Below are 19140 nucleotides of genomic sequence, written 5' to 3'. Positions count from 1 at the left end.
AACATTATATTTTCATTGCTGTTACTCATTCAACGATTAAGAGATCACTCCTAATTCTTTTCCAACCTTTTCAAAAGCAGCAATCGCTTTATCCAGATGTTCTCTGGTGTGAGCAGCTGATAACTGCACTCTGATTCTTGCTTTTCCTTTCGGTACCACAGGATAGAAGAATCCGATAACGTAGATGCCTTCATCCATAAGCTTTTCAGCCATTTTCTGAGAAAGTGGTGCATCGTAAAGCATTACCGGAACAATGGCAGCATCTCCATCAGGAATATCAAAACCTTTTGCTTTCATTTCCGTTCTGAAATATTCTGCATTTTCCATTACTTTATCACGGAGAGAAGTATCATCAGAAATCATATCCAATACTTTCAAAGCAGCTCCTACGATACCCGGTGCCAGAGAGTTGGAGAATAAATAAGGCCTTGAACGCTGTCTCAGCATATCAATGATCTCTTTTTTACCGGAAGTAAATCCTCCTAAAGCTCCTCCTAAAGCTTTTCCTAAAGTAGAAGTAATGATGTCTACTCTACCCATTACTTCATTAGCTTCGTGAGTTCCACGACCTGTTTTTCCGATGAAACCTGTTGCGTGAGAATCATCTACCATTACCAAGGCATCATATTTATCGGCAAGGTCACAAACTCCTTTTAAGTCTGCTACGATACCGTCCATTGAAAATACTCCGTCCGTAACGATGATTTTAAAACGGTGATTTTTTTCAGAAGCTGCAATCAACTGAGCTTCCAGATCAGCCATATTATTGTTTTTATATCTGTATCTCGCTGCTTTACACAAACGAACACCATCAATGATTGATGCGTGATTCAGCTCATCTGAAATAATAGCATCTTCTTCTGTAAACAATGGCTCAAAAACACCTCCGTTGGCATCAAATGCTGCTGCGTAAAGAATAGTATCCTCAAGACCTAAGAAATCAGCAATTTTTTTCTCCAAATCCTTGTGAATATCCTGTGTTCCGCAGATAAAACGTACAGAAGACATTCCGTATCCGTGAGATTGGATCATTTCCTGAGAAGCTTTCATCACTTCCGGATGGTTGGATAATCCCAGATAATTGTTCGCACAGAAGTTCAAAAGCTTTTTTCCGTTTGCTTCTATTTCTGCGCTCTGCTGAGAAGTGATAATTCTTTCTCTTTTGTAAAGTCCGTCATTCTCAATATTCTGAAGTTCGTTCTGTAAATGTTGAAGGTATTTTTCAGAGATCATTTTTAGTAATTTTTTAGATGTGCTAATTTACTAAAAAGGCAGTAAAATAAAACCTTTTATATGCTTAATTCTAAAAAATGAATATAGATTTCAGTTTTAACATTATTAGTCTATAAATTTAGTAGGATAATATTTATATTTGTTTAAAATTTTAATGCATGAGATTAAAGCCGGTACAAAAAATAAAGATGATCAGTTCAGAAACCTTTATCAATAACCATATGAAGCCAGGAGTTCCGGTTATTATTGAAGACTTTGTTCATCCGGAAAGTCCAGCTTTCAAAAAGTGGAATTATGAGTATTTCAAAGAAGTTGCAGGAGATCATATGGTGAATATCTACGGCAGTGAGCTTGATTCCCTGGACAGAGTGGCCAGTGATCCTATTGCACAGACTACATTTTCAGAATATCTGGATCTCATCCAATCTGCTCCCACTGAACACAGGCTTTTCTTATTTAATTTATTAAAAATAAAACCTGAATTGAAGAATGATCTCATCTACAATGATGTAACGAATGGTAAAATACTGAAATGGCTGCCCTTTATGTTTTTTGGAGGAGAAGGTTCTGTCACCAGAAATCATATTGATATTGACATGTCCCATGTTTTTATCACCCAATTTCAGGGAATCAAAAGAATCTGGCTCTTCCCGTGGGAACAGTCTGACTTCATGTATAAACTCCCCTACAACTTCCACAGTCTGGCTCAAATTAAAAATCCAGATTACAGAAAATATCCGGCGCTACTTTATTTAAATGGCTATGAAGCTGTCATTCATCCTGGCGAAACCCTTTATATTCCTTCCGGCTGGTGGCATTATATTCAATATGATACGGAAGGTTATTCGATATCAGTAAGAGCGCTGCCGTCAAGTGCCCTTGAAAAATGGCGTGGATTTAAAAATCTGGTCATTACCAGACATTTTGATAATCTCATGAGAAAAGTGTTCAAAGAAAAATGGTTTGAGTATAAAGTGAAAACAGCCAGAAAAAGGGGGGCCAGAGCAGCAAGAAAACAAAGAAGCTTTCAAATCTGAAAGCTTCTTTTGTGATATTTTGATTGATTTTGGTAAAAGTAATCATTCATACTTTACCGTTTTTCATTTTAATGTTTGATAAATTTAATATTCTTTTCATCAATCGTAATGAAATAAGCTCCCGGAACTAATTCTGCTATTCCAATCGCTTTACCTGGATGATATGTTCCTTTTCCAACCAGTTTTCCGTCTATGGCATGAATCGTAAAGTCCATAGCCTTATTAATTCCTTTCAGATTAATTTCATTTTTTGCAGGGTTCGGATACAAACCAAATTCTTCTTTCTCCACAGAAGAAACACTTAATGTATTATCCTGAACAACTGTAGAGTTCTTCTCAAGAATCTGGTATTCATAATTAAACTGAACACTTGCGATCGGGAATGTTACCGATTGTAAAAAGCTTTGGTTATTGGATGTATTATTAAGAACAAAATAAGCAGTCTGACCTGCAGTTCCGGTTACTTTAATAGGTAAAGGCATTTCAAAAAAGCTAACGTTAGCACTGCTTTGCGTCTGAGAAACTTTAAATAAAGCCTGATTTCCGCCCTGCATCCACTTGATGGTGTAAGTAGGATATCCTTCGCCATAAACCCAGTCATTGAAAAATTCTGTAAAGTCTTTTCCGGTAGACTGAAGCAAAGAAGCATTAAAATCAGCTGTACGCACATAGTTGTATGCCAGGTTCGGCCTCGCATGATAATCTTTAAGTGCCTGATAAAATGCAGCATCACCTAAAATCCACTTCAGCATTCTCAAAACATATCCTCCTTTAGCATAAGACAATCTGCTGTCAAATATCCTGTTGATGCTGGAAAGTCCGGAATCCGGGACATATACAGTTCCTGTTGTACTTGCAGTAATGTAGTTAGATTGACCTTGTAAGTAATTCAAAAATTCTGTATTGGTCATCAATAGTTTTTCATTGGCAAGGTGTTCTCCAAAAGTTGCAAAACCTTCATTCAGCCAGATATCATTCCATGCACCACAGGTTACTTTATCTCCAAACCACTGGTGAGTAAGCTCATGGGCAATCAGCTGCTTGCTCCATCCACCCATGGAAGACATGGTCTGATGCTCCATTCCTCCACCATACATAAATTCCATGTGTCCGTATTTTTCATTACGGAAAGGATAAGTCCCAAAATAGGTTTCAAAAGTATCCATCACCTGCTTTGTCCAGTTGATATTCGCAATGCTCGTTGCATTTGAATTTGTGGACGGATAGATATAGTTGACAAAAGGAAACGGAGGGTTTCCAATGGTATCAGTAAGTTTAACAAAATTGGTAATCGACAGTGCAATCAGATAAGCCGGCGTAGGATACATTGTTCTCCAGAACGTCAGTTTAGTGCCACCGGTAGGAAAAGTCTCAGACATCAGTTTTCCATTGGCTGCCACGCTGTAGTTTGAGGGAGTTGTAATTTTAAAATCAAATCTTTCAATTTTATCATTTAAACTTTGCTTTGTCGGAAACCAGTCCTGGGCGCCATAAGGTTCATTCAAAGTAGAAAGTACCGGAGTTCCGCTCTGAAGAGCAGTTTTGAATGCATCATTACTTGTGGACGGTGCTCCAGCATAATAAATGGTAAGAGAGTCCAATGTATTGGCAGGAATAGAAGCTGGAAAATCAATCTTCAGTTCTTTTGAAGGAAGCTGCTGAAAGCTTGTAATGTTGGTTCCATGATACTTCACCTGAGAAACGGTTAATGAATTGGAAAGATCAAAATAAATGCTTCCCATATTTTGATTAGGTTTAAAATGCGAAGTTACCGAACCGGAAATATTATACACCGCAGGATCCAGGCTCACATCCATTCTCTGATACTGCAAGTCGTAATTCAGCGTATTGGGATTGGTATTCCCGATGTTCATTTTTTGAGTGAAGAATTTTTTCTCTTTTTCAACGAGTCCCTTCATATCAATGTTTTGTTCTTGCTTCTGGCTATAGAACTGTTGGGAAAATAGAAATCCCAACACCAAAAGGTACAATTTTGTCATGTTTAGAAAAATTTAATCAAATATAAAAAAAACCTTTTAATCAATGATTAAAAGGCTGTTATAATATATAAAATAAAAAATTTTAAAGATCTAATGCGGGTTCAAGAATTTTTTCCATTCTTTTCTTCACCATATCTACTGATCCGGAATAGTTATTCACCATTAAAGAAAAAACTAACGTTTTTCCTGAATTGGTTTTCAGATAACCGGCTAATGTTTTTACTTTGTTCAAAGTTCCTGTTTTCGCAAAAACCTGTCCGTTACCTCCTGCATTGAACATTCTTTTCAATGTTCCGGATTGTCCTCCGATAGGCAAAGAAGTCAGATAAGATCTGTAGTATTTCTGATCCATCAGAGAAGTAAGAAATTTCACCTGGGAAATCGGGGTTACGTTATTACTTCTTGATAGTCCGCTTCCATCTATATAGTTAAGACCAACCATATCAAAACCGGCATCTTTCAGGTGATTAGTCACCACTATTCTTCCGGATTCTGAAGTCTGGTCACCCATTTTCTGATATCCTACCGTTCTCAGCAAAGCTTCTGCCAATGAATTGTCACTGTGCTGGTTGGTATAATAAATAATATCATTTAAAGTAGGTGATTTATACGCTGAAAGCATTTTTCTGTTTTCCGGCGCAGCATCTGTCATTTTCGGAGTTACTTTTCCGGTAACAGGAATTCCGCTTTTCACCAGTGTTGTTCTGAAAGAGTTGGCAAGATAAGCCGGTGCATCAGGAAGTTTGGTTGTTAAAACTCCGTTTCCTTCGTATTTATCAGCATACACCATCTGATGATTGTAAGGAGAAACGTAGAAAAATTTCTTTTCTGTAGAGAAACCACCTTTTTTAACGATCAGTTTTTCGTTGGCCGGGTTGATATCGCGGGTACTTCCTGCAGGTAAATAATAGTTATTGTTTTCCAACCATACAACATTTTCCGGAAGCACTGAAATATTGCCTTTGAAAAGCGCTGTCTGAATGATAATATCACCATTTACCTTTTTGATTCCCTCTCTTGAAACACCGCCTACGAAATCTGAAATAATATCTCTATAAGATGCTGCACCAGCTTTGTTGGTTCCCAAAGAAGGGTCTCCGCTTCCTATTATATAAAGATTTCCATTCAACACTCCATTTTCATCTATTGTTCCTGAGTACTCCAGCTGAGTCATCCAACGGTAGTTTTCACCCAGCATATTTAACGCTGTTTCCGTTGTAAGCAGTTTGGTAGTAGAAGCAGGTACTAAAGGAGTATTTTCGTTGTACGAAGAGATTACCTTCTTCGTTTTAGGATCATACACTACGAATCCCCAGGTTGCATTTTTCAGCACAGGATCCGCCATCATTGTGTTTACATTAATGTCTACCAGTTCTTTTGCTGACAAAACAGTTTTCTCCACCATCGTGGTAACGGGTGAAGGCAGGTTTAAACTGCTTTTCTGATTGTCATAATTCTGGGAATAAAGAACGGTAGATACGGTAGATTGAGCCAGGAAAAGACCAGAAGCCAACACCGCCGCACTTGAAATATATTTTCTGAAATTTACCATCTATCTTCTTTTTGTTCTGTAGTTTTGACTCTATAAAAAATGAAAGGTTAAATCATTCAGTAAAAGAGCCAAACACTTAATCAACGTCCAAAAGTAGAAATTATTGTTATATAACGGACCACCGCCCCGTTATAAAAGAGTGTAAAGTTTGTTAAAAATTGTTAAAAATCAACAAAAACATCTTTTTTAATGCTTTGATACGCAGTGATTTCATCAAATTCTTTCAAACTTATCAAAACCATGTTTTTGAATTTCTCATAGTTTTTCCCACGGGGAAGCTTCAGCATAATCTGGAACTGATAGAAGTTATTCAGTTTTGCAATCGGTGCTCTTTCCGGACCTAAAACACATTCTTCAGGAAGATATTTTCTGAGGATAGAACCCAGAAATTGTGATGCCCGATCAGCTTTATCCTCTCTTCTGTGTTTCAATTCAATCATGATCAGCTTAGTGAAAGGCGGATAATGGAACTTCTGGCGTTCGGTAAGGATATATTTATAGATCTTGGCAGGATTATTCATCTTGATCAGCTGAAATACGGAATGATCAGGATTAAAGGTCTGAATAAGGATTCTCCCTTTTCCGGAAACTCTTCCAGCCCTTCCCGAAACCTGTGTGATCAGTTGATACGCTCTTTCTTCCGCTCTGAAATCCTGTACATATAATAAGGAATCCGCTTTAGGAATTGTCACCAGTTCAATATGATCAAAATCCAGTCCCTTGGAAATCATTTGGGTTCCTACAATAATATCTGTTTCTCCGTCTTCAATCTTCTCGTACAATTTTTCGTAGGCGAATTTTTTGCGCATGGAGTCTACATCCATCCTGTCTACTTCATTTTCCGGAAACAATTTGGTAACCTCTTCATGAATCTGTTCTACACCTACTCCTCTTTCGTTCAGCTTTTCAGAATTACATTTCGGGCAGATTTTCGGTTTTGAAGCTCTTTGCCCGCAATAGTGGCATTTCATTTCATTTGCCGCTTTGTGATACGTCATGACCACATCACAATTAGAGCAGTAGTTCACATAGCCACAGCTTTCACATTCTATAACATTGGAATAGCCACGACGATTGTGTAAAACGATTGCCTGATTCTTTTCATCCACCGTTTTCTTAATCTCTTCGATAAGCTTCAGAGAAAAGTTCCCTGAAACCTTTTTAGATTCCTGAGCTTCCTTGAAATTGATCAGTTCATATTCCGGCAGATTGACATTCCCGAATCTTTCATTCAGGAAAACGTATTTCATTTTATCTTTCCTGGCACTGTAGTAGCTTTCAACAGAAGGGGTAGCTGATCCCAAAATCACTCCTGCGTTATACAGCCTACCTAAAACCAGAGAAGCGTCTTTAGCATTAAAATAAGGGGAAACTTCCCTTGGTCTGTACGCAGAATCATGTTCTTCATCAACCACAATAAGCCCAAGATTCCGGTAAGGTAAAAACAAAGCATTACGGGTTCCGATCAGAATACGGATGTCGTTCTGCTTAATTCTTCTCCAGACTTCTACCCTTTCAAAATCGGTCAGTTTTTGATGATAAAAACCGAGCTGTCTTCCATACTTCTTTTCTAATCTCTGGGTGATCTGTTTGGTAAGCGAAATTTCCGGAAGCAAAAACAAAACATTCTTTCCATCACGGACGCACTCATCAATTTTCTCTAAATAGATATGGGTTTTCCCTGATGAAGTAACGCCATGAAGCAGAACATTCTTCCCTTCTTCAAAAGCTTCATCAATTTCAGCTTTTGCTATTTTCTGCTGTTCGGAAAGCTCTTCAAGTTCCTCGATTTCTCCTTCATAGCTTTCAATCCTGTCTTTCTGCATAAAGTATTCCTCCACAAGGCCTTTGTCTGCCAAAGGTTTGAAGTGGGAACTTCCAAAATAACCGTCCTCAAACAGTTCAGATTTTTTGATGGGAACATCCGGATGTTCCGTCTGTTTTTCCAGAATAAGAAGGAAAAGATCTTTCTGTTTCTGCGCTCTGTTCAGTTTTAAAAGAATATCCGTAAGATTTTGATTGGCCAGAACCTCATCATTAATTCTTACGTAAGCCACTTCTTTGGCCTTATACTTTTCAGCAATTTTCTCATCAATTTCAATATACTGAAGGTCAATAAGAGAATTGATGGTTTTGATGATATCTTTTTTAGGAATAAAAGCTTCAATATCCGTCAGATTGATCAGCTGTCGTACTTCCAATGCCTGAATCAGATACATTTCGTTAACATCCAGATTTTCAAAATCTATAATGGCTCCTGGTTTTAGTTTTAAATAGGTTTCACTTTCCAGTTTTAAAGAAGAAGGAAACGAAAACCTGTAAATTTCTCCGAGGCTGCACAAATAGTATTCCGAAAGCCAGTTCCAGAAATCAATCTGTTCATGAGGAAGAATCGGTTGATCATCCAGCATGCTGATGACTTCCTTGGCTACAAAGTTTTCCGGTGCATTATCATGAAGCTCAAACACGATTCCCGTATAGATCTTCTTCCCGCCAAACGGTACCAGAACACGCATTCCAGGCTGGATTTCAGACATCATTTCCTGAGGAACTTTATAAGTGAAAGATCCTTTCAGGTTGAGGGGTAAAACAATTTGAGCGTATTGCAAGGGAAATATTTAAAGTGTAAAATTAGAATTTTCCTGAGAGAACTGCAACTTTGTGGAGATTCTTTAGTAATCTTTAACCAAGAACCTGAAACTGCATTCTATTCTTTACTTTCTCCTTATTTTTGTCTATTCCGTAGTAATGTAACCCATTCAGATATTTTTTAATGTCTAGAATTACATTGATCAAAAATAATGATATGACAGGCTGGATTCCTGCGGAATGACAAAGTGTGTAGATAAAAGAACAACCACAAATTCAGAAAGGATCGAAGAAAGGATTCATGAATGACTAAAAAAGAAGTTCTGTAATCTGATACCAGAATGCAGACGTAATAAATCCTACAATGATACTGACTCCAATGATCAGGTTGGTCAGTTTTGAGTTCAGCCTGAACTGTTCTGCAATAATACTTGAAGTAACCAAGGTTGGCATCGCTGCTTCAAATACTGTAATTTTAGCCACATCTCCTTTTATTCCGAATAACAGAGCCATTCCCAGAACAATTGCGGGTGCCAGAATCAATTTATAAAGCATGGACATCGACATTTGAGGAATCAGTTTTTTCCATCCGTTGAATTTCAGCTGTAATCCAACTGAAAACAGGGCTAACGGACTTACCGTTGCTGCCAGCTTATCAAAAAATGGTTCCGCAACAGTAAAGTCAATGAACTGAGACAATACCAAAGCTGAAATACAGCCAATTAATGGTGGAAATGTTATTAATCTCTTTAAAATAAATGCTGCACTCACCTTTCCTGATTTACTTCCTCCTTTTACTGCAGCAATAATTCCCAGGGTTGAAAGGGCAAAAAACATGGTCTGGTCACAGATAATGGCAATACTCAAAAGTCCTTCGCCATAAAAAGCACTGATCAATGGAAATCCGATAAAAGAGGTATTACTATATCCGCTTGCCAGTTCTAAAGTACTTCTGGACCGCCTTGAATATCCCCTGCTCTTACTGTAAAACATCATAAAAAAGAAACAGAACACAGAAATTAAAAATGTGGCTGCAATCGGGAACAGCATTTCTGTTGTCCATTTTACTTTGGGCAGATATTTAAACGAAACTGCCGGAAGAGCAAGATAAAGAATCCAGGTATTGATGCCTTTGTGAGCATCGGGGTGGATAGATTTTGTTGCTTTGAATATCATTCCTGCAATGATACACACTGCAATCAGAACAAAATTTACCATAACTGTAATAAAATATGAGGCAAATTTACGGCTGATTTTTGAGTTGGAAGGGTAAAATTTATATTTTTTTCGGTAGAATTTCTAATGAAACTTTCCAGTATTAAACCTTATAGGTTTAGAGACCTAGCTGCCGGAAATTTATAACTGCTTGAAATAATTTTTTCAGAATATATTTTACTTCTTTATCACCTCCCAAAGACTCATCACCTCTATATTTTCCAAAGGTTTTGAAAGGGTAATTCTTTTTGAAGTTCCTTGCAAAAGATCAAAGAAATTATCGCTGAAATGAGTATCGCCGATTAAATAAATGTCCTTAGCCAGCGTATCTGTTGAAATTTCAATTTCCGTGGGTGATATTTTTCTGATTTTAATATCAGGTTGTAAGAGTTTCAGATCTTTTGGTTTATTAAAGAAGAACAGCTTTTCGAATTTTGTATCTTTTTCGGAACTGACCTTTAAAACAGCTCCCGACAAATCAAACTGAGACAATTCCAATTTACTGATACTTCGTATTTTCTTGCTTGCATCAGCATTAATAAGATTTGACTGACTGGCTTTCCAAAGTATTTTTCCTTTGAAATCAATCAATTCAAATTTTGTCTCTGTTTTCAGTTCTTTCAGGAGATCGCTTATCAGATAGACATCATAGCTTTTTTCGGTTTCCGCTATTGATACCAAAACAGGTTCAAAGCTTCTTTTCGCCTGATAATGGAAGGCTTTCCAGTTTCCAAGATAATCAATGGAAGACCAGGAAACTACCGGCCAGCAATCATTCAGCTGCCAATACAAAGTTCCCATATTGTAAGGCTTTGCACGGCGGTGAGCTTCAATAGCAATCTGCATTCCTCTTGCCTGTAACAGTTGTGAAACGTAGTTGTATTGTGTAAAATCTGTTGGAATTTTATAATCACGCTTCAGATATTCATTAATGATGTTCCAGCCACGGGCGTGCTTTTCGTGAGCTTTAATGGTTGGATTCTGAAGGCTTAAATCCGGAGTTCCGGAGAACATTGATTTTGTAGTTTCAAGGCTAGGTGTACCCTGAAAGCCATATTCAGACATGAAACGCCCTACTTTTTCGTTGTAAATTTCAAAAGGCTGCTCACCCCACCAAACGCCCCAGTAATGAGAATCTCCTTCGGTAAGACTTTCTTTATGTCCCCAACCAATGGAGGGAGAACTTGGCCAATATATATTTTTATCCGATTTCAGATTTTCTGCCAATGCATTAGGAATTACCTCATGAAACAGCTTCTTATAATCTTTCCAAACCTGAAGAGAGTCATTTTTTGAATATTTAAACTGTTTCTGATAGCCCCAGTTGACAATCGCTTCATCAATTTCATTATTTCCGCACCACAAAGCAATGGACGGATGATTCTGAAGTCTGTTCACCTGATCTTTTACTTCTTCTTTTACATTGTTTAAAAATGCTTCATCTGCCGGATAAAAGCTTCCCGCAAACATAAAATCCTGCCATACTAATATCCCGTTTTCATCACAGGCTTTGTAAAATTCATCATCTTCATAAATACCTCCGCCCCAGATACGGATCATATTCATATGGGCATCTTTGGTATCTTTGATCAGTTTCTGGTATTTTTCTTTGGTCATCCTAGGTGAAAAACTATCTCCCGGAATCCAGTTTGTTCCTTTGATATATAATGGCTGTCCATTCACTTTAAAATAGAATGATTTTCCCTTTTCGTCTTTTTCCTGAACCAATTCTACCGTTCTTAATCCTATTCTGAGATTTTTAGCATCAATGTTTTTCTGATCTTTAGCTAATTTTACTTCAAAATCATAGAGATGAGCCTCACCACTCCCGTTAGGCTGCCAAAGCTTCATTCCGCCAGTTTCGTAAGGAACAGAGACTGTATTGATTCCTTTTTTCAGAGATACTTTTCTGTGGGTTTTATTAAGATCTAAGGTATAGTCTCCTGCATTTTCAGCATAAATTTCTATGTCAAAATGTAAGTCTGTAGAAGCTCCAGAGGTGCTTTTCTGAATATCTTTAACAGTTATAATTTTGGCGTTATTCCAGAATTCCAGCTGAACATCTTTCCAAATTCCTGCCGTAACCAATCTTGGTCCCCAATCCCAGCCAAACTGATATTGTGCTTTTCTCACAAAACTTCTTGGTGATTCCGGTAGGGTGAACGGAATTTTTTTCGCTAATTCCTTTCCGGTATTCACTGCAGATTTAAACTTAATCTGAACTGTATTTTTTCCTGTTTTCAGATATGGTTTCACCGGAATTTCCCATTTCCTGAACATATTATCTGTTTTCTTTAACAGTTTTCCGTTAAGATAAATTTCTGAAAATGTATCCAGACCGTTAAAAACAAGATCAATATTGTCATTTTTCAATTCCTGAGAAGAGACTGTAAATATTGCCTGATAATCCCAGTCTTCGTTTTCAACCCATTGTACTTTCTTTTCATTTTCATCGTGATAAGGATCGGGAATCACCTTGTTATTCATTAAATCCAGATGAACGGTTCCCGGAACTTTTGCAGGAAGCCAGTTTTGATCTTTTGAATTTTTAAGCTGCCAGTTCTCCAAAGACAAGCTTCTTTGTGAAAATTGCGCGGAAAGGATATTCTGCACAAAAAGGAAAACAAAAAGGATCGTTTTATTCATCAATAAATTTGTTTTGAATTGTTATCATACCAGCGATTTTGTCATTCCGAGGAATGAAGGAATCTCTATTTTTATTGGTTAAGTTCCCGCTACGCTTGGAATGACAACCAGAATGCATATTATTTATTCTTCAATGCAACCACTTCATCCGGGTTGGCAAAAGCCCCACCATCCGTAATGGCTGAAGAATGGAAGTAACCCGCATGAGTAAATGCTCTAATCTCTTCAATATTGGATGAACGCAGACCACCTCCAACAAGGATTTCTATTCTTCCACTGGAAAGTTCAACAAGTTTCTTAAGATTTTCTTTTCCTTCAGATACATTCGGTTTCTGACCGGAGGTAAGAATGGTTGTAAAACCACATTCGATTACTTTTTCCAGAGAATCTTCCAGACTTGCAGCACGGTCAAAGGCACGGTGAAAAGTACATGGAAACGGTTTTGCCAATTCGACTAAAACTTTATTCTGCTCTATATTAATCTCATCATTTTCATCCAGGATACCGAATACAAAACCATCTGCATGTAAAGATTTTAAATGAACCAAATCATTTTTCATCTGCTCAAATTCCGAATCCGAATAGGTAAAATCTCCACCTCTTGGACGAATCATCACAAAAATCGGGGCCGTAATTTTTTCACGAAGCTTCTTCATGGTTTCGAAATCCGGAGTAGTTCCACCTTCACTGAGTCCATCACATAATTCGATTCTGTCTGCTCCGTTTTCAAAAGCAATTACTGCTGATTCAGGATTAAAACAAGCTATTTCTATTTTTGACATTGTATTGTATCTATTAAATTTTATTTCGGTTCGTCTTGCCATACATCCGCAATTAGAAAAGAACCGTTTTCTTTTACTACTTTTATCACAGAGGGATATTGAGCTTTGAAGCCATCATCTCTCAATACTACATTGAATATATATTCATCCCTTGAAGACGACTTCAAATCGCAACTTTCTACTTCAATACTGTTCCAATCCTGAGCAGAGATCAAAAATCCTATGCCGACTCCAGCTTTACTGGTATCAAACTTAGACTTCCATTTATCCTGAAATTCTTTGTCGGTAAGACTTCCGTCTACATCCAGATTAACATTTGTTGCATCAGTTTTATAATCAAAATAATCTTTTGTGGTGATCTTCTGCATATTCTTTTCTTCACTTCCAATATCAGCTTTAAAATAGTGGACAATACTTTTTTCCAACCATTTTTGGGCTTCTTCAGCTTCATTGGACTCATTATGCAAAACTACTTTTTCTTTTATTGGCTGGATTTCACCATCTTTTTTTATCTCCTTCTTTTCTTCCTTGCAAGCAATAATCATAAACAAGCAAGCGATAATCGTTCTTTTCATATTTGTTTTATGTTTTGGCTAAAACCAATGGGTATCTTTTATTTGTTTAAATGGGCTGAAGCCCATTTCTATTGAATTTTTAATTATTTCAAAGCAAATTCAGGAGTTTCAAGGCGGTTTCCTTTCTGATCATAAACGGCAAAGTTGAATCCATCCTGAATACAATAAGATCCATATTCCCCCTGTTTATTGATGGCTATAAAACCTACCTGAATATCTTTCAGATTTTTATTTCTTCGCTGATTGATTTTTACAATTCTCTCTACAGCTTCTTTACAGGCTTCCTGTGGATTTCTGCCCTGTCTCATCAACTCAACCACAAGATGGGTTCCCACGGTTCTTATCACTTCTTCACCATGACCTGTTGCGGTAGCCGCTCCCACTTCATTATCTACAAACAGACCTGCTCCGATAATTGGGGAATCTCCTACCCTGCCATGCATTTTGAAAGCCATTCCACTCGTCGTACAGGCACCGGAAAGATTTCCTTGGGCATCCAAAGCAATCATTCCTATGGTATCGTGATTTTCAATATTGGCAATGGGTTTATATTGGCTGGTCTTTAACCATTCTTTCCATTCTTTTTCTGATTCGGGAGTGAGAAGATTTTCTTTTTTAAAACCTTGTGAAAGGGCAAACTGTAATGCTCCGTCACCAACCAGCATAACGTGTGGTGTCTTTTCCATGACAGCTCTGGCTACAGAAATAGGATTTTTAACATATTCCAGGCAGGCTACAGAACCGATATTATAATTTTCATCCATGATACAAGCATCCAGCGTTACCCTTCCGTCTCTGTCCGGACGTCCTCCATATCCTACACTTCTTTCTTTTGGATCTAATTCTACAAGACGGACTCCTTTTTCTACAGCATCCAAAGCTCTTCCTCCTTTTCCAAGGATTGTCCAAGCTTCTTCGTTGGCTTTTAATCCGAAATTCCAGGTGGAGAGTACAATAGGTTTGTTGACGATTTTTTTACTTTCAGGCAGATTTCCGGCCATCACATCTAAAGGATTAATGGTAAGGGCTGCTGTGGCAATTCCCAGTTTTTTAATAAAACTTCTTCGGTTATTGTTCATTGTATGTCAAAATTATTTAATACAAAGCAAATATCTTAAAAAAAATCGTTGAAAGTCTTATGGCTTTTTCACTATTTTTTCTTTCCTATTTTTTCTTATTTTTATATTGGTTATTATAATGAATATTTATGTTTAAAACGTTTAGAAGAATGGATTGCTTTAAGGAATTATCTGATGAAGAAATACAGGTCCTTGCAAGCATCAGTACTCCCAAACTTCTTCGGAAAAAAGAAAAACTTTTAGAGCCTGGCCAGCCATTTAACCATTTATTTATATTGACAGGTGGTCTTCTGAGATTTTTCTTTGATGATGAAAACGGAGTTGAAATCAATACTTTTCTGCCCTCAGAAAAAGAGGTTGCTTTTATGGAAAGCCCGGAATCTTATTCCCCGGAAGGCACAAAAAAATATACCATACAGGCTGTCATTGATTCTCAAATTTTTCTTTTTAATAAAGGCGAATTTGAGCAGACTGCATTTCAGCATAAAGGAATTTACAATTTGTACTTAAAATCTTTAAAGCAGATTATCAGCATCTTATCCGCACGTACAGAACAGTTTTGCAAAAGTTCTCCGCTTTCCCGCTATGAAGATTTCCTGAGCAGCCATCCGTTTGTGTGTCAAAATGCAAACAGAAAGTATATTGCCAATTTTTTGGGTATTACCCCTAATTCTCTTTCCCGTATAACTGCCCGTGACAATAAAAAAAAGAATCAAGGAAAAAAATAACTTAAGAATATTTTTAATTATTCTGTTCAGTATAATTTTGTCCGGTCAAAAACTTGTTCTTCACCAATAAAAAAACCAAATGAAAAAAAATATAATCATCTTCCAAGCAATACATCTTATAGAATAGTCTTTACATCTTAAAAGAGTAGTATGTGAATGTCCGGGTTTTCATCCGGGTATTAATCTGTATTTTCTTAAGTCAACATTTTATTACCATTTTATACCAATTTATGCAAAGAATAACCACCATTCTCTGCCTGTTATTAGCATGCAATTTTGTGCAGGCCTCTACAGGCAATGTTGAAGACAAAATAGCCGACGGAGCATCCTGGCTTATCTTATTTGTATTGCCTATTGCAGGGATTTATCTCTTCTGGAAAGTTCATATTTACCCGGAAAAAGTAGCAGAAAAGAAAAACCATCCCCAGCTGAATGCTATCAAAAGTATGTGTCTTCTTTCTCTGATCTTTGGCGGTCTTTTATGGCCGGTTGCCTTAATTTGGGCCAACTATGACTATGGAAACCAGACGGCTCCTGAAAGAGAGAAAGACAACACAGATTTGCCTGAAGAAGAATTAAAACCTATCGAAAATTAAAAAACATGCTGGAATTACTAGTTGCAATATATGCCGGAATATGCTGGCTTCTTATTAAAAAATTAAAACTGATCCCGTGGACATTTACCACACAGGTAATCGTATATTCATTGCCTATCTTCGGATCTATCGCTTTGATATTAAGTTTAAATTATTATTGCCCTATTACCTCTGATGTAAAGGTGGGAAACAGAAGTGTGGATATTACTACGCAGGTTTTGGGAAAGGTGAAAAAAGTATATGTGAGTACCAACCAGGAAGTAAAAAAGGGAGATACTTTATTTGTACTTGACAGGGAACCTTATATACAGGAAATTAAATCACTGGAAGCTAAGCTGAGCAGTATGAAAGCTACTGTACATTCTTATGATGCAGATATTTCGGCTTCCAGAAAAAATATTTCTGCATTACAGTCTCAGCTTGATCTAGCCAACAAAAGAGTAGCGCAATATCAGGAGCTTGTACAGGCAGGAGCAGCCAACAAGTTCGATCTTGAACAGGCGATCACGAATGTCCGCGATCTTCAGTCAAGAATCAGTGCTGCACAATCACAACAGCAGTCTTTGGAAACAAAGTCCAATGCTTCTTATGGCGGAGAAAATTCATCAGTATCTGAGATTCAGGCTAAGCTGGATCAGGCAAAATGGAATCTTTCCCAGACCGTTGTTTTAGCACCAACAGATGGGATAATTCCGAATGTACAGCTGAATGAAGGAGCTATTATGGCTCCATTCAAATCAGCATTTGTTCTGATTCAGAAGCAGCAGTCAGTTATTGGATTTTTTGCTCAGAACGAGCTTGAATCTGTAAAAAATGGAAATGAAGTAGAGCTTGCTCTTAAAACAGAACCTGGAAAAGTGGTAAAAGCTAAACTTGAATATGTAATTGATGCTACAAGCCAGGGAATCATGAATAATGCAGGAGGAATGCTGGGTGGAAATGGTTCTACGGCAGGACTTCCTGATACGGCAAGACAATTACCTGAGACCGATGGAAAATTGATTGCCAAGTTTGTATTGGAAGATAACCAGAAACAACTTACAGTGGGAGCAAGAGGAATGGCTGTGATCTATTCTGATCATATTAAACCTCTTCATCTTATCAGAAAAGTAATGGTGCGAATCAACAGTAAAATCAACTTCCTGATTCCTAAACTTCATTAACATGTATAAAAAGTTAATTTTATTGAGCGTGCTCACTGTAAGCTTAAGCTCATGCATCGGTTATAAAGAAGCTACGAAGGAAAATATAAATGAGCTGAAAGAAAAAAGTGAAATTGCTTCTCATATACAAATTCCGGATGACTGGATTTTTGACAGAAAAGCAAATTCAAAATCAATTTCCTATGACTGGATCAATGATCTTAAGACCTCACAGCTTGAAGCTTTGATTAATGAAGGAATGTTGTATAATGCAGATCTGATTATTGCCAGAGAAAAGCTTAACCAGATTGAGCTGGCAATGGAAATTGCCGGAAGCGACCTTTATCCAAGCGTAAGTGCTGTAGCCAACAATTCGAATAATCTGGTTAGTGGCAGCCAGGTTCAGCGTCTTGCGTTAAAAGCCAATTGGGAAATTGACCTTTGGGGCAAAAATAAATCTTCACAGATGGCCAGCACCAGCAGCTATTTTTCTGCAAAACATCAGAATACACTGCTGCATCAGTCTATTGCAGGAATGATTGCCAAAGCTTATTTTCTGAATATTGCAGGAAACATTCAGGAAAATAAGATTGAAAGCTATATTCAGAAGACCAAAGACCTGGAAAAACTCTACATTATTCAAAAGAAAGTTGGAACGGCAAATGCTATTGATGTGTCCAATATTTCTGCCGAAATTATTTCCCTGCAGGGTTATCTTGAAAAGATTAAAAATGCCAATATGCAGTCGAGAAGGTCTCTGGAGCTTCTTACCGGAAAGTATCCGGAGGGAAAACTGGCAACCCAGAATTTCTTTAATACTGTAAAAAGCAGTATCCCTGCATCTTTTCCTCTGGAGCTTCTTGAAAACAGATCAGACATACAGGCGAGTCATTTCCAGATCGAAAATGCTTTTTATGAAGTACAGGAAGCTAAAGCGGCAAGACTTCCATCCTTAAATATAAGCTCATCGCTTGGGAGTGCAGGAAGTAATGTGGAATCTATTAATTCTTTATTTTCCAACCCTTTAATAAAAGTGGGCGGAGGATTAGTTTCTCCTCTATTCAATGGTGGAAAGCTTAAAAAGAATGTAGAAGTAAAAAATTCTCAGCAGAAACAAGTCGTTGAAGAATATTCTAAAGCTGTTCTGAATGCATTGAACGAAGTGGAATCTTCTTTAGCAAATCTCCGTTCTATTGAAAAACAGATGACTTATACAACTAATGCTGTCAATGAACTGAAAAACAATATTTCTCTTACTGAAAAACAAATAAAGGTCGGTACCAGCAACAGTTTTGTACTGATTCGTAAACAAAGGGACCTATTGAAAAATGAAATGAACCTCATCAATCTGGAACTTCAGTACAGAATAGAGCGTATAAATCTTTATATGGCTTTAGGTGCGGAGAACTTCATTTATTCATAATTTTTATACTTGAGAGACTGCAGATTTTTTCTGCAGTCTTTTTTATAATTTATCTGATATTAATGAGGCAGTTTATCTCTGAAATATCCATATACCCATGTTCCGGCAATTGCACTTAACAAAGTAACAGATACTGCTAAAGCTCCTGTTCCAATCTGAGCAAAAAGAGGTCCGGGACAGGCTCCAGTAATGGCCCAGCCAAAACCAAATATCAATCCTCCATAGATCTGACCTTTATTAAACGTCTTAGGGGTAAGAGTAATAGGTTCCCCATCAATTGATTTTACCTTAAATTTTTTAATCAGCCACACTGAAATCATTCCTACCAATACGGCACTTCCAATGATTCCGTACATATGGAAAGACTGCAGACGGAACATTTCCTGTATCCTGAACCAGCTGATCACTTCTGCTTTCACAAAAATAATCCCGAAAATAATTCCAGCGGCGAGGTATTTCAGATTGTGATACCATGGATGGTTAGCCGTACTTTCGTTTACACAAGTGGTATATATATATTGTTCTTTTTCTTTGATCATAATG

General features: G+C 37.3%; 15 protein-coding genes. 5 read left to right on the top strand and 10 right to left on the bottom strand.

The window, feature by feature from the left end; all coding sequences use genetic code 11:
- Nucleotides 1-36: 36 nt before the first annotated feature.
- Nucleotides 37-1233 carry a glycine C-acetyltransferase gene (gene kbl / locus DEU39_RS00265; protein WP_062671009.1) on the bottom strand — a complete coding sequence of 399 codons (1197 nt, stop codon included), beginning with the start codon at nucleotides 1231-1233 and terminating at the stop codon, nucleotides 37-39.
- Between the two features lie 158 nt (nucleotides 1234-1391).
- On the opposite strand from kbl, the gene DEU39_RS00260 reads away from it, so the two are divergent.
- Nucleotides 1392-2270 carry a cupin-like domain-containing protein gene (locus tag DEU39_RS00260; protein WP_120230496.1) on the top strand — a complete coding sequence of 293 codons (879 nt, stop codon included), beginning with the start codon at nucleotides 1392-1394 and terminating at the stop codon, nucleotides 2268-2270.
- A gap of 68 nt (nucleotides 2271-2338) precedes the next feature.
- On the opposite strand, the gene DEU39_RS00255 is transcribed toward DEU39_RS00260, so the two are convergent.
- The 8 genes from DEU39_RS00255 to DEU39_RS00220 form a co-directional block, all read right to left on the bottom strand.
- Nucleotides 2339-4270, bottom strand: a complete 1932-nt coding sequence (locus DEU39_RS00255; protein WP_120230495.1) for a M1 family metallopeptidase — start codon at nucleotides 4268-4270, stop codon at nucleotides 2339-2341.
- Between the two features lie 82 nt (nucleotides 4271-4352).
- Nucleotides 4353-5822: a D-alanyl-D-alanine carboxypeptidase/D-alanyl-D-alanine-endopeptidase gene (dacB, locus tag DEU39_RS00250; protein WP_120230494.1), complete on the bottom strand. Its 1470-nt coding sequence runs from the start codon at nucleotides 5820-5822 to the stop codon at nucleotides 4353-4355.
- A gap of 161 nt (nucleotides 5823-5983) precedes the next feature.
- Nucleotides 5984-8431: a primosomal protein N' gene (gene priA / locus DEU39_RS00245; RefSeq protein ID WP_120230493.1), complete on the bottom strand. Its 2448-nt coding sequence runs from the start codon at nucleotides 8429-8431 to the stop codon at nucleotides 5984-5986.
- Nucleotides 8432-8720: 289 nt separating this feature from the next.
- On the bottom strand, nucleotides 8721-9629 hold the full coding sequence (locus tag DEU39_RS00240; protein WP_062671019.1) for an AEC family transporter: 909 nt from the start codon (nucleotides 9627-9629) through the stop codon (nucleotides 8721-8723).
- 174 nt (nucleotides 9630-9803) lie between these two features.
- A complete protein-coding gene (locus DEU39_RS00235) occupies nucleotides 9804-12272 on the bottom strand; it encodes a beta-mannosidase (protein WP_120230492.1) in 2469 nt (822 codons plus the stop codon).
- A 119-nt stretch (nucleotides 12273-12391) separates the two neighbouring features.
- Complete coding sequence (locus tag DEU39_RS00230) at nucleotides 12392-13054, bottom strand: copper homeostasis protein CutC (RefSeq protein ID WP_120230491.1); 663 nt, start codon at nucleotides 13052-13054, stop codon at nucleotides 12392-12394.
- A gap of 20 nt (nucleotides 13055-13074) precedes the next feature.
- Nucleotides 13075-13629, bottom strand: a complete 555-nt coding sequence (locus tag DEU39_RS00225; RefSeq protein ID WP_183037353.1) for a hypothetical protein — start codon at nucleotides 13627-13629, stop codon at nucleotides 13075-13077.
- A gap of 83 nt (nucleotides 13630-13712) precedes the next feature.
- Nucleotides 13713-14708, bottom strand: coding sequence for an isoaspartyl peptidase/L-asparaginase family protein (locus DEU39_RS00220; RefSeq protein WP_062671028.1), 996 nt, complete (start codon nucleotides 14706-14708; stop codon nucleotides 13713-13715).
- Nucleotides 14709-14836: 128 nt separating this feature from the next.
- Here DEU39_RS00220 and DEU39_RS00215 point away from each other — a divergent pair, with 128 nt between their 5' ends.
- The 4 genes from DEU39_RS00215 to DEU39_RS00200 all read left to right on the top strand — a co-directional run bounded on the left by DEU39_RS00215 (nucleotide 14837) and on the right by DEU39_RS00200 (nucleotide 18597).
- Nucleotides 14837-15436, top strand: a complete 600-nt coding sequence (locus DEU39_RS00215; protein ID WP_228432251.1) for a Crp/Fnr family transcriptional regulator — start codon at nucleotides 14837-14839, stop codon at nucleotides 15434-15436.
- Nucleotides 15437-15666: 230 nt separating this feature from the next.
- On the top strand, nucleotides 15667-16032 hold the full coding sequence (locus tag DEU39_RS00210) for a DUF3302 domain-containing protein (RefSeq protein ID WP_062671030.1): 366 nt from the start codon (nucleotides 15667-15669) through the stop codon (nucleotides 16030-16032).
- A gap of 5 nt (nucleotides 16033-16037) precedes the next feature.
- Nucleotides 16038-17195, top strand: a complete 1158-nt coding sequence (locus tag DEU39_RS00205) for an HlyD family secretion protein (protein ID WP_062671032.1) — start codon at nucleotides 16038-16040, stop codon at nucleotides 17193-17195.
- A 1-nt stretch (nucleotide 17196) separates the two neighbouring features.
- Nucleotides 17197-18597 carry a TolC family protein gene (locus DEU39_RS00200; RefSeq protein WP_120230490.1) on the top strand — a complete coding sequence of 467 codons (1401 nt, stop codon included), beginning with the start codon at nucleotides 17197-17199 and terminating at the stop codon, nucleotides 18595-18597.
- Nucleotides 18598-18656: 59 nt separating this feature from the next.
- Here the strand turns inward: DEU39_RS00200 and DEU39_RS00195 are convergent, their stop codons facing one another.
- Nucleotides 18657-19136, bottom strand: a complete 480-nt coding sequence (locus DEU39_RS00195; protein WP_120230489.1) for a DUF6691 family protein — start codon at nucleotides 19134-19136, stop codon at nucleotides 18657-18659.
- Nucleotides 19137-19140: the final 4 nt, after the last annotated feature.

The sequence above is a fragment of the Chryseobacterium sp. AG363 genome (assembly GCF_003610675.1).
Classification (GTDB): domain Bacteria; phylum Bacteroidota; class Bacteroidia; order Flavobacteriales; family Weeksellaceae; genus Chryseobacterium; species Chryseobacterium cucumeris.
This window is presented reverse-complemented; position numbering and strand designations above follow the sequence as displayed.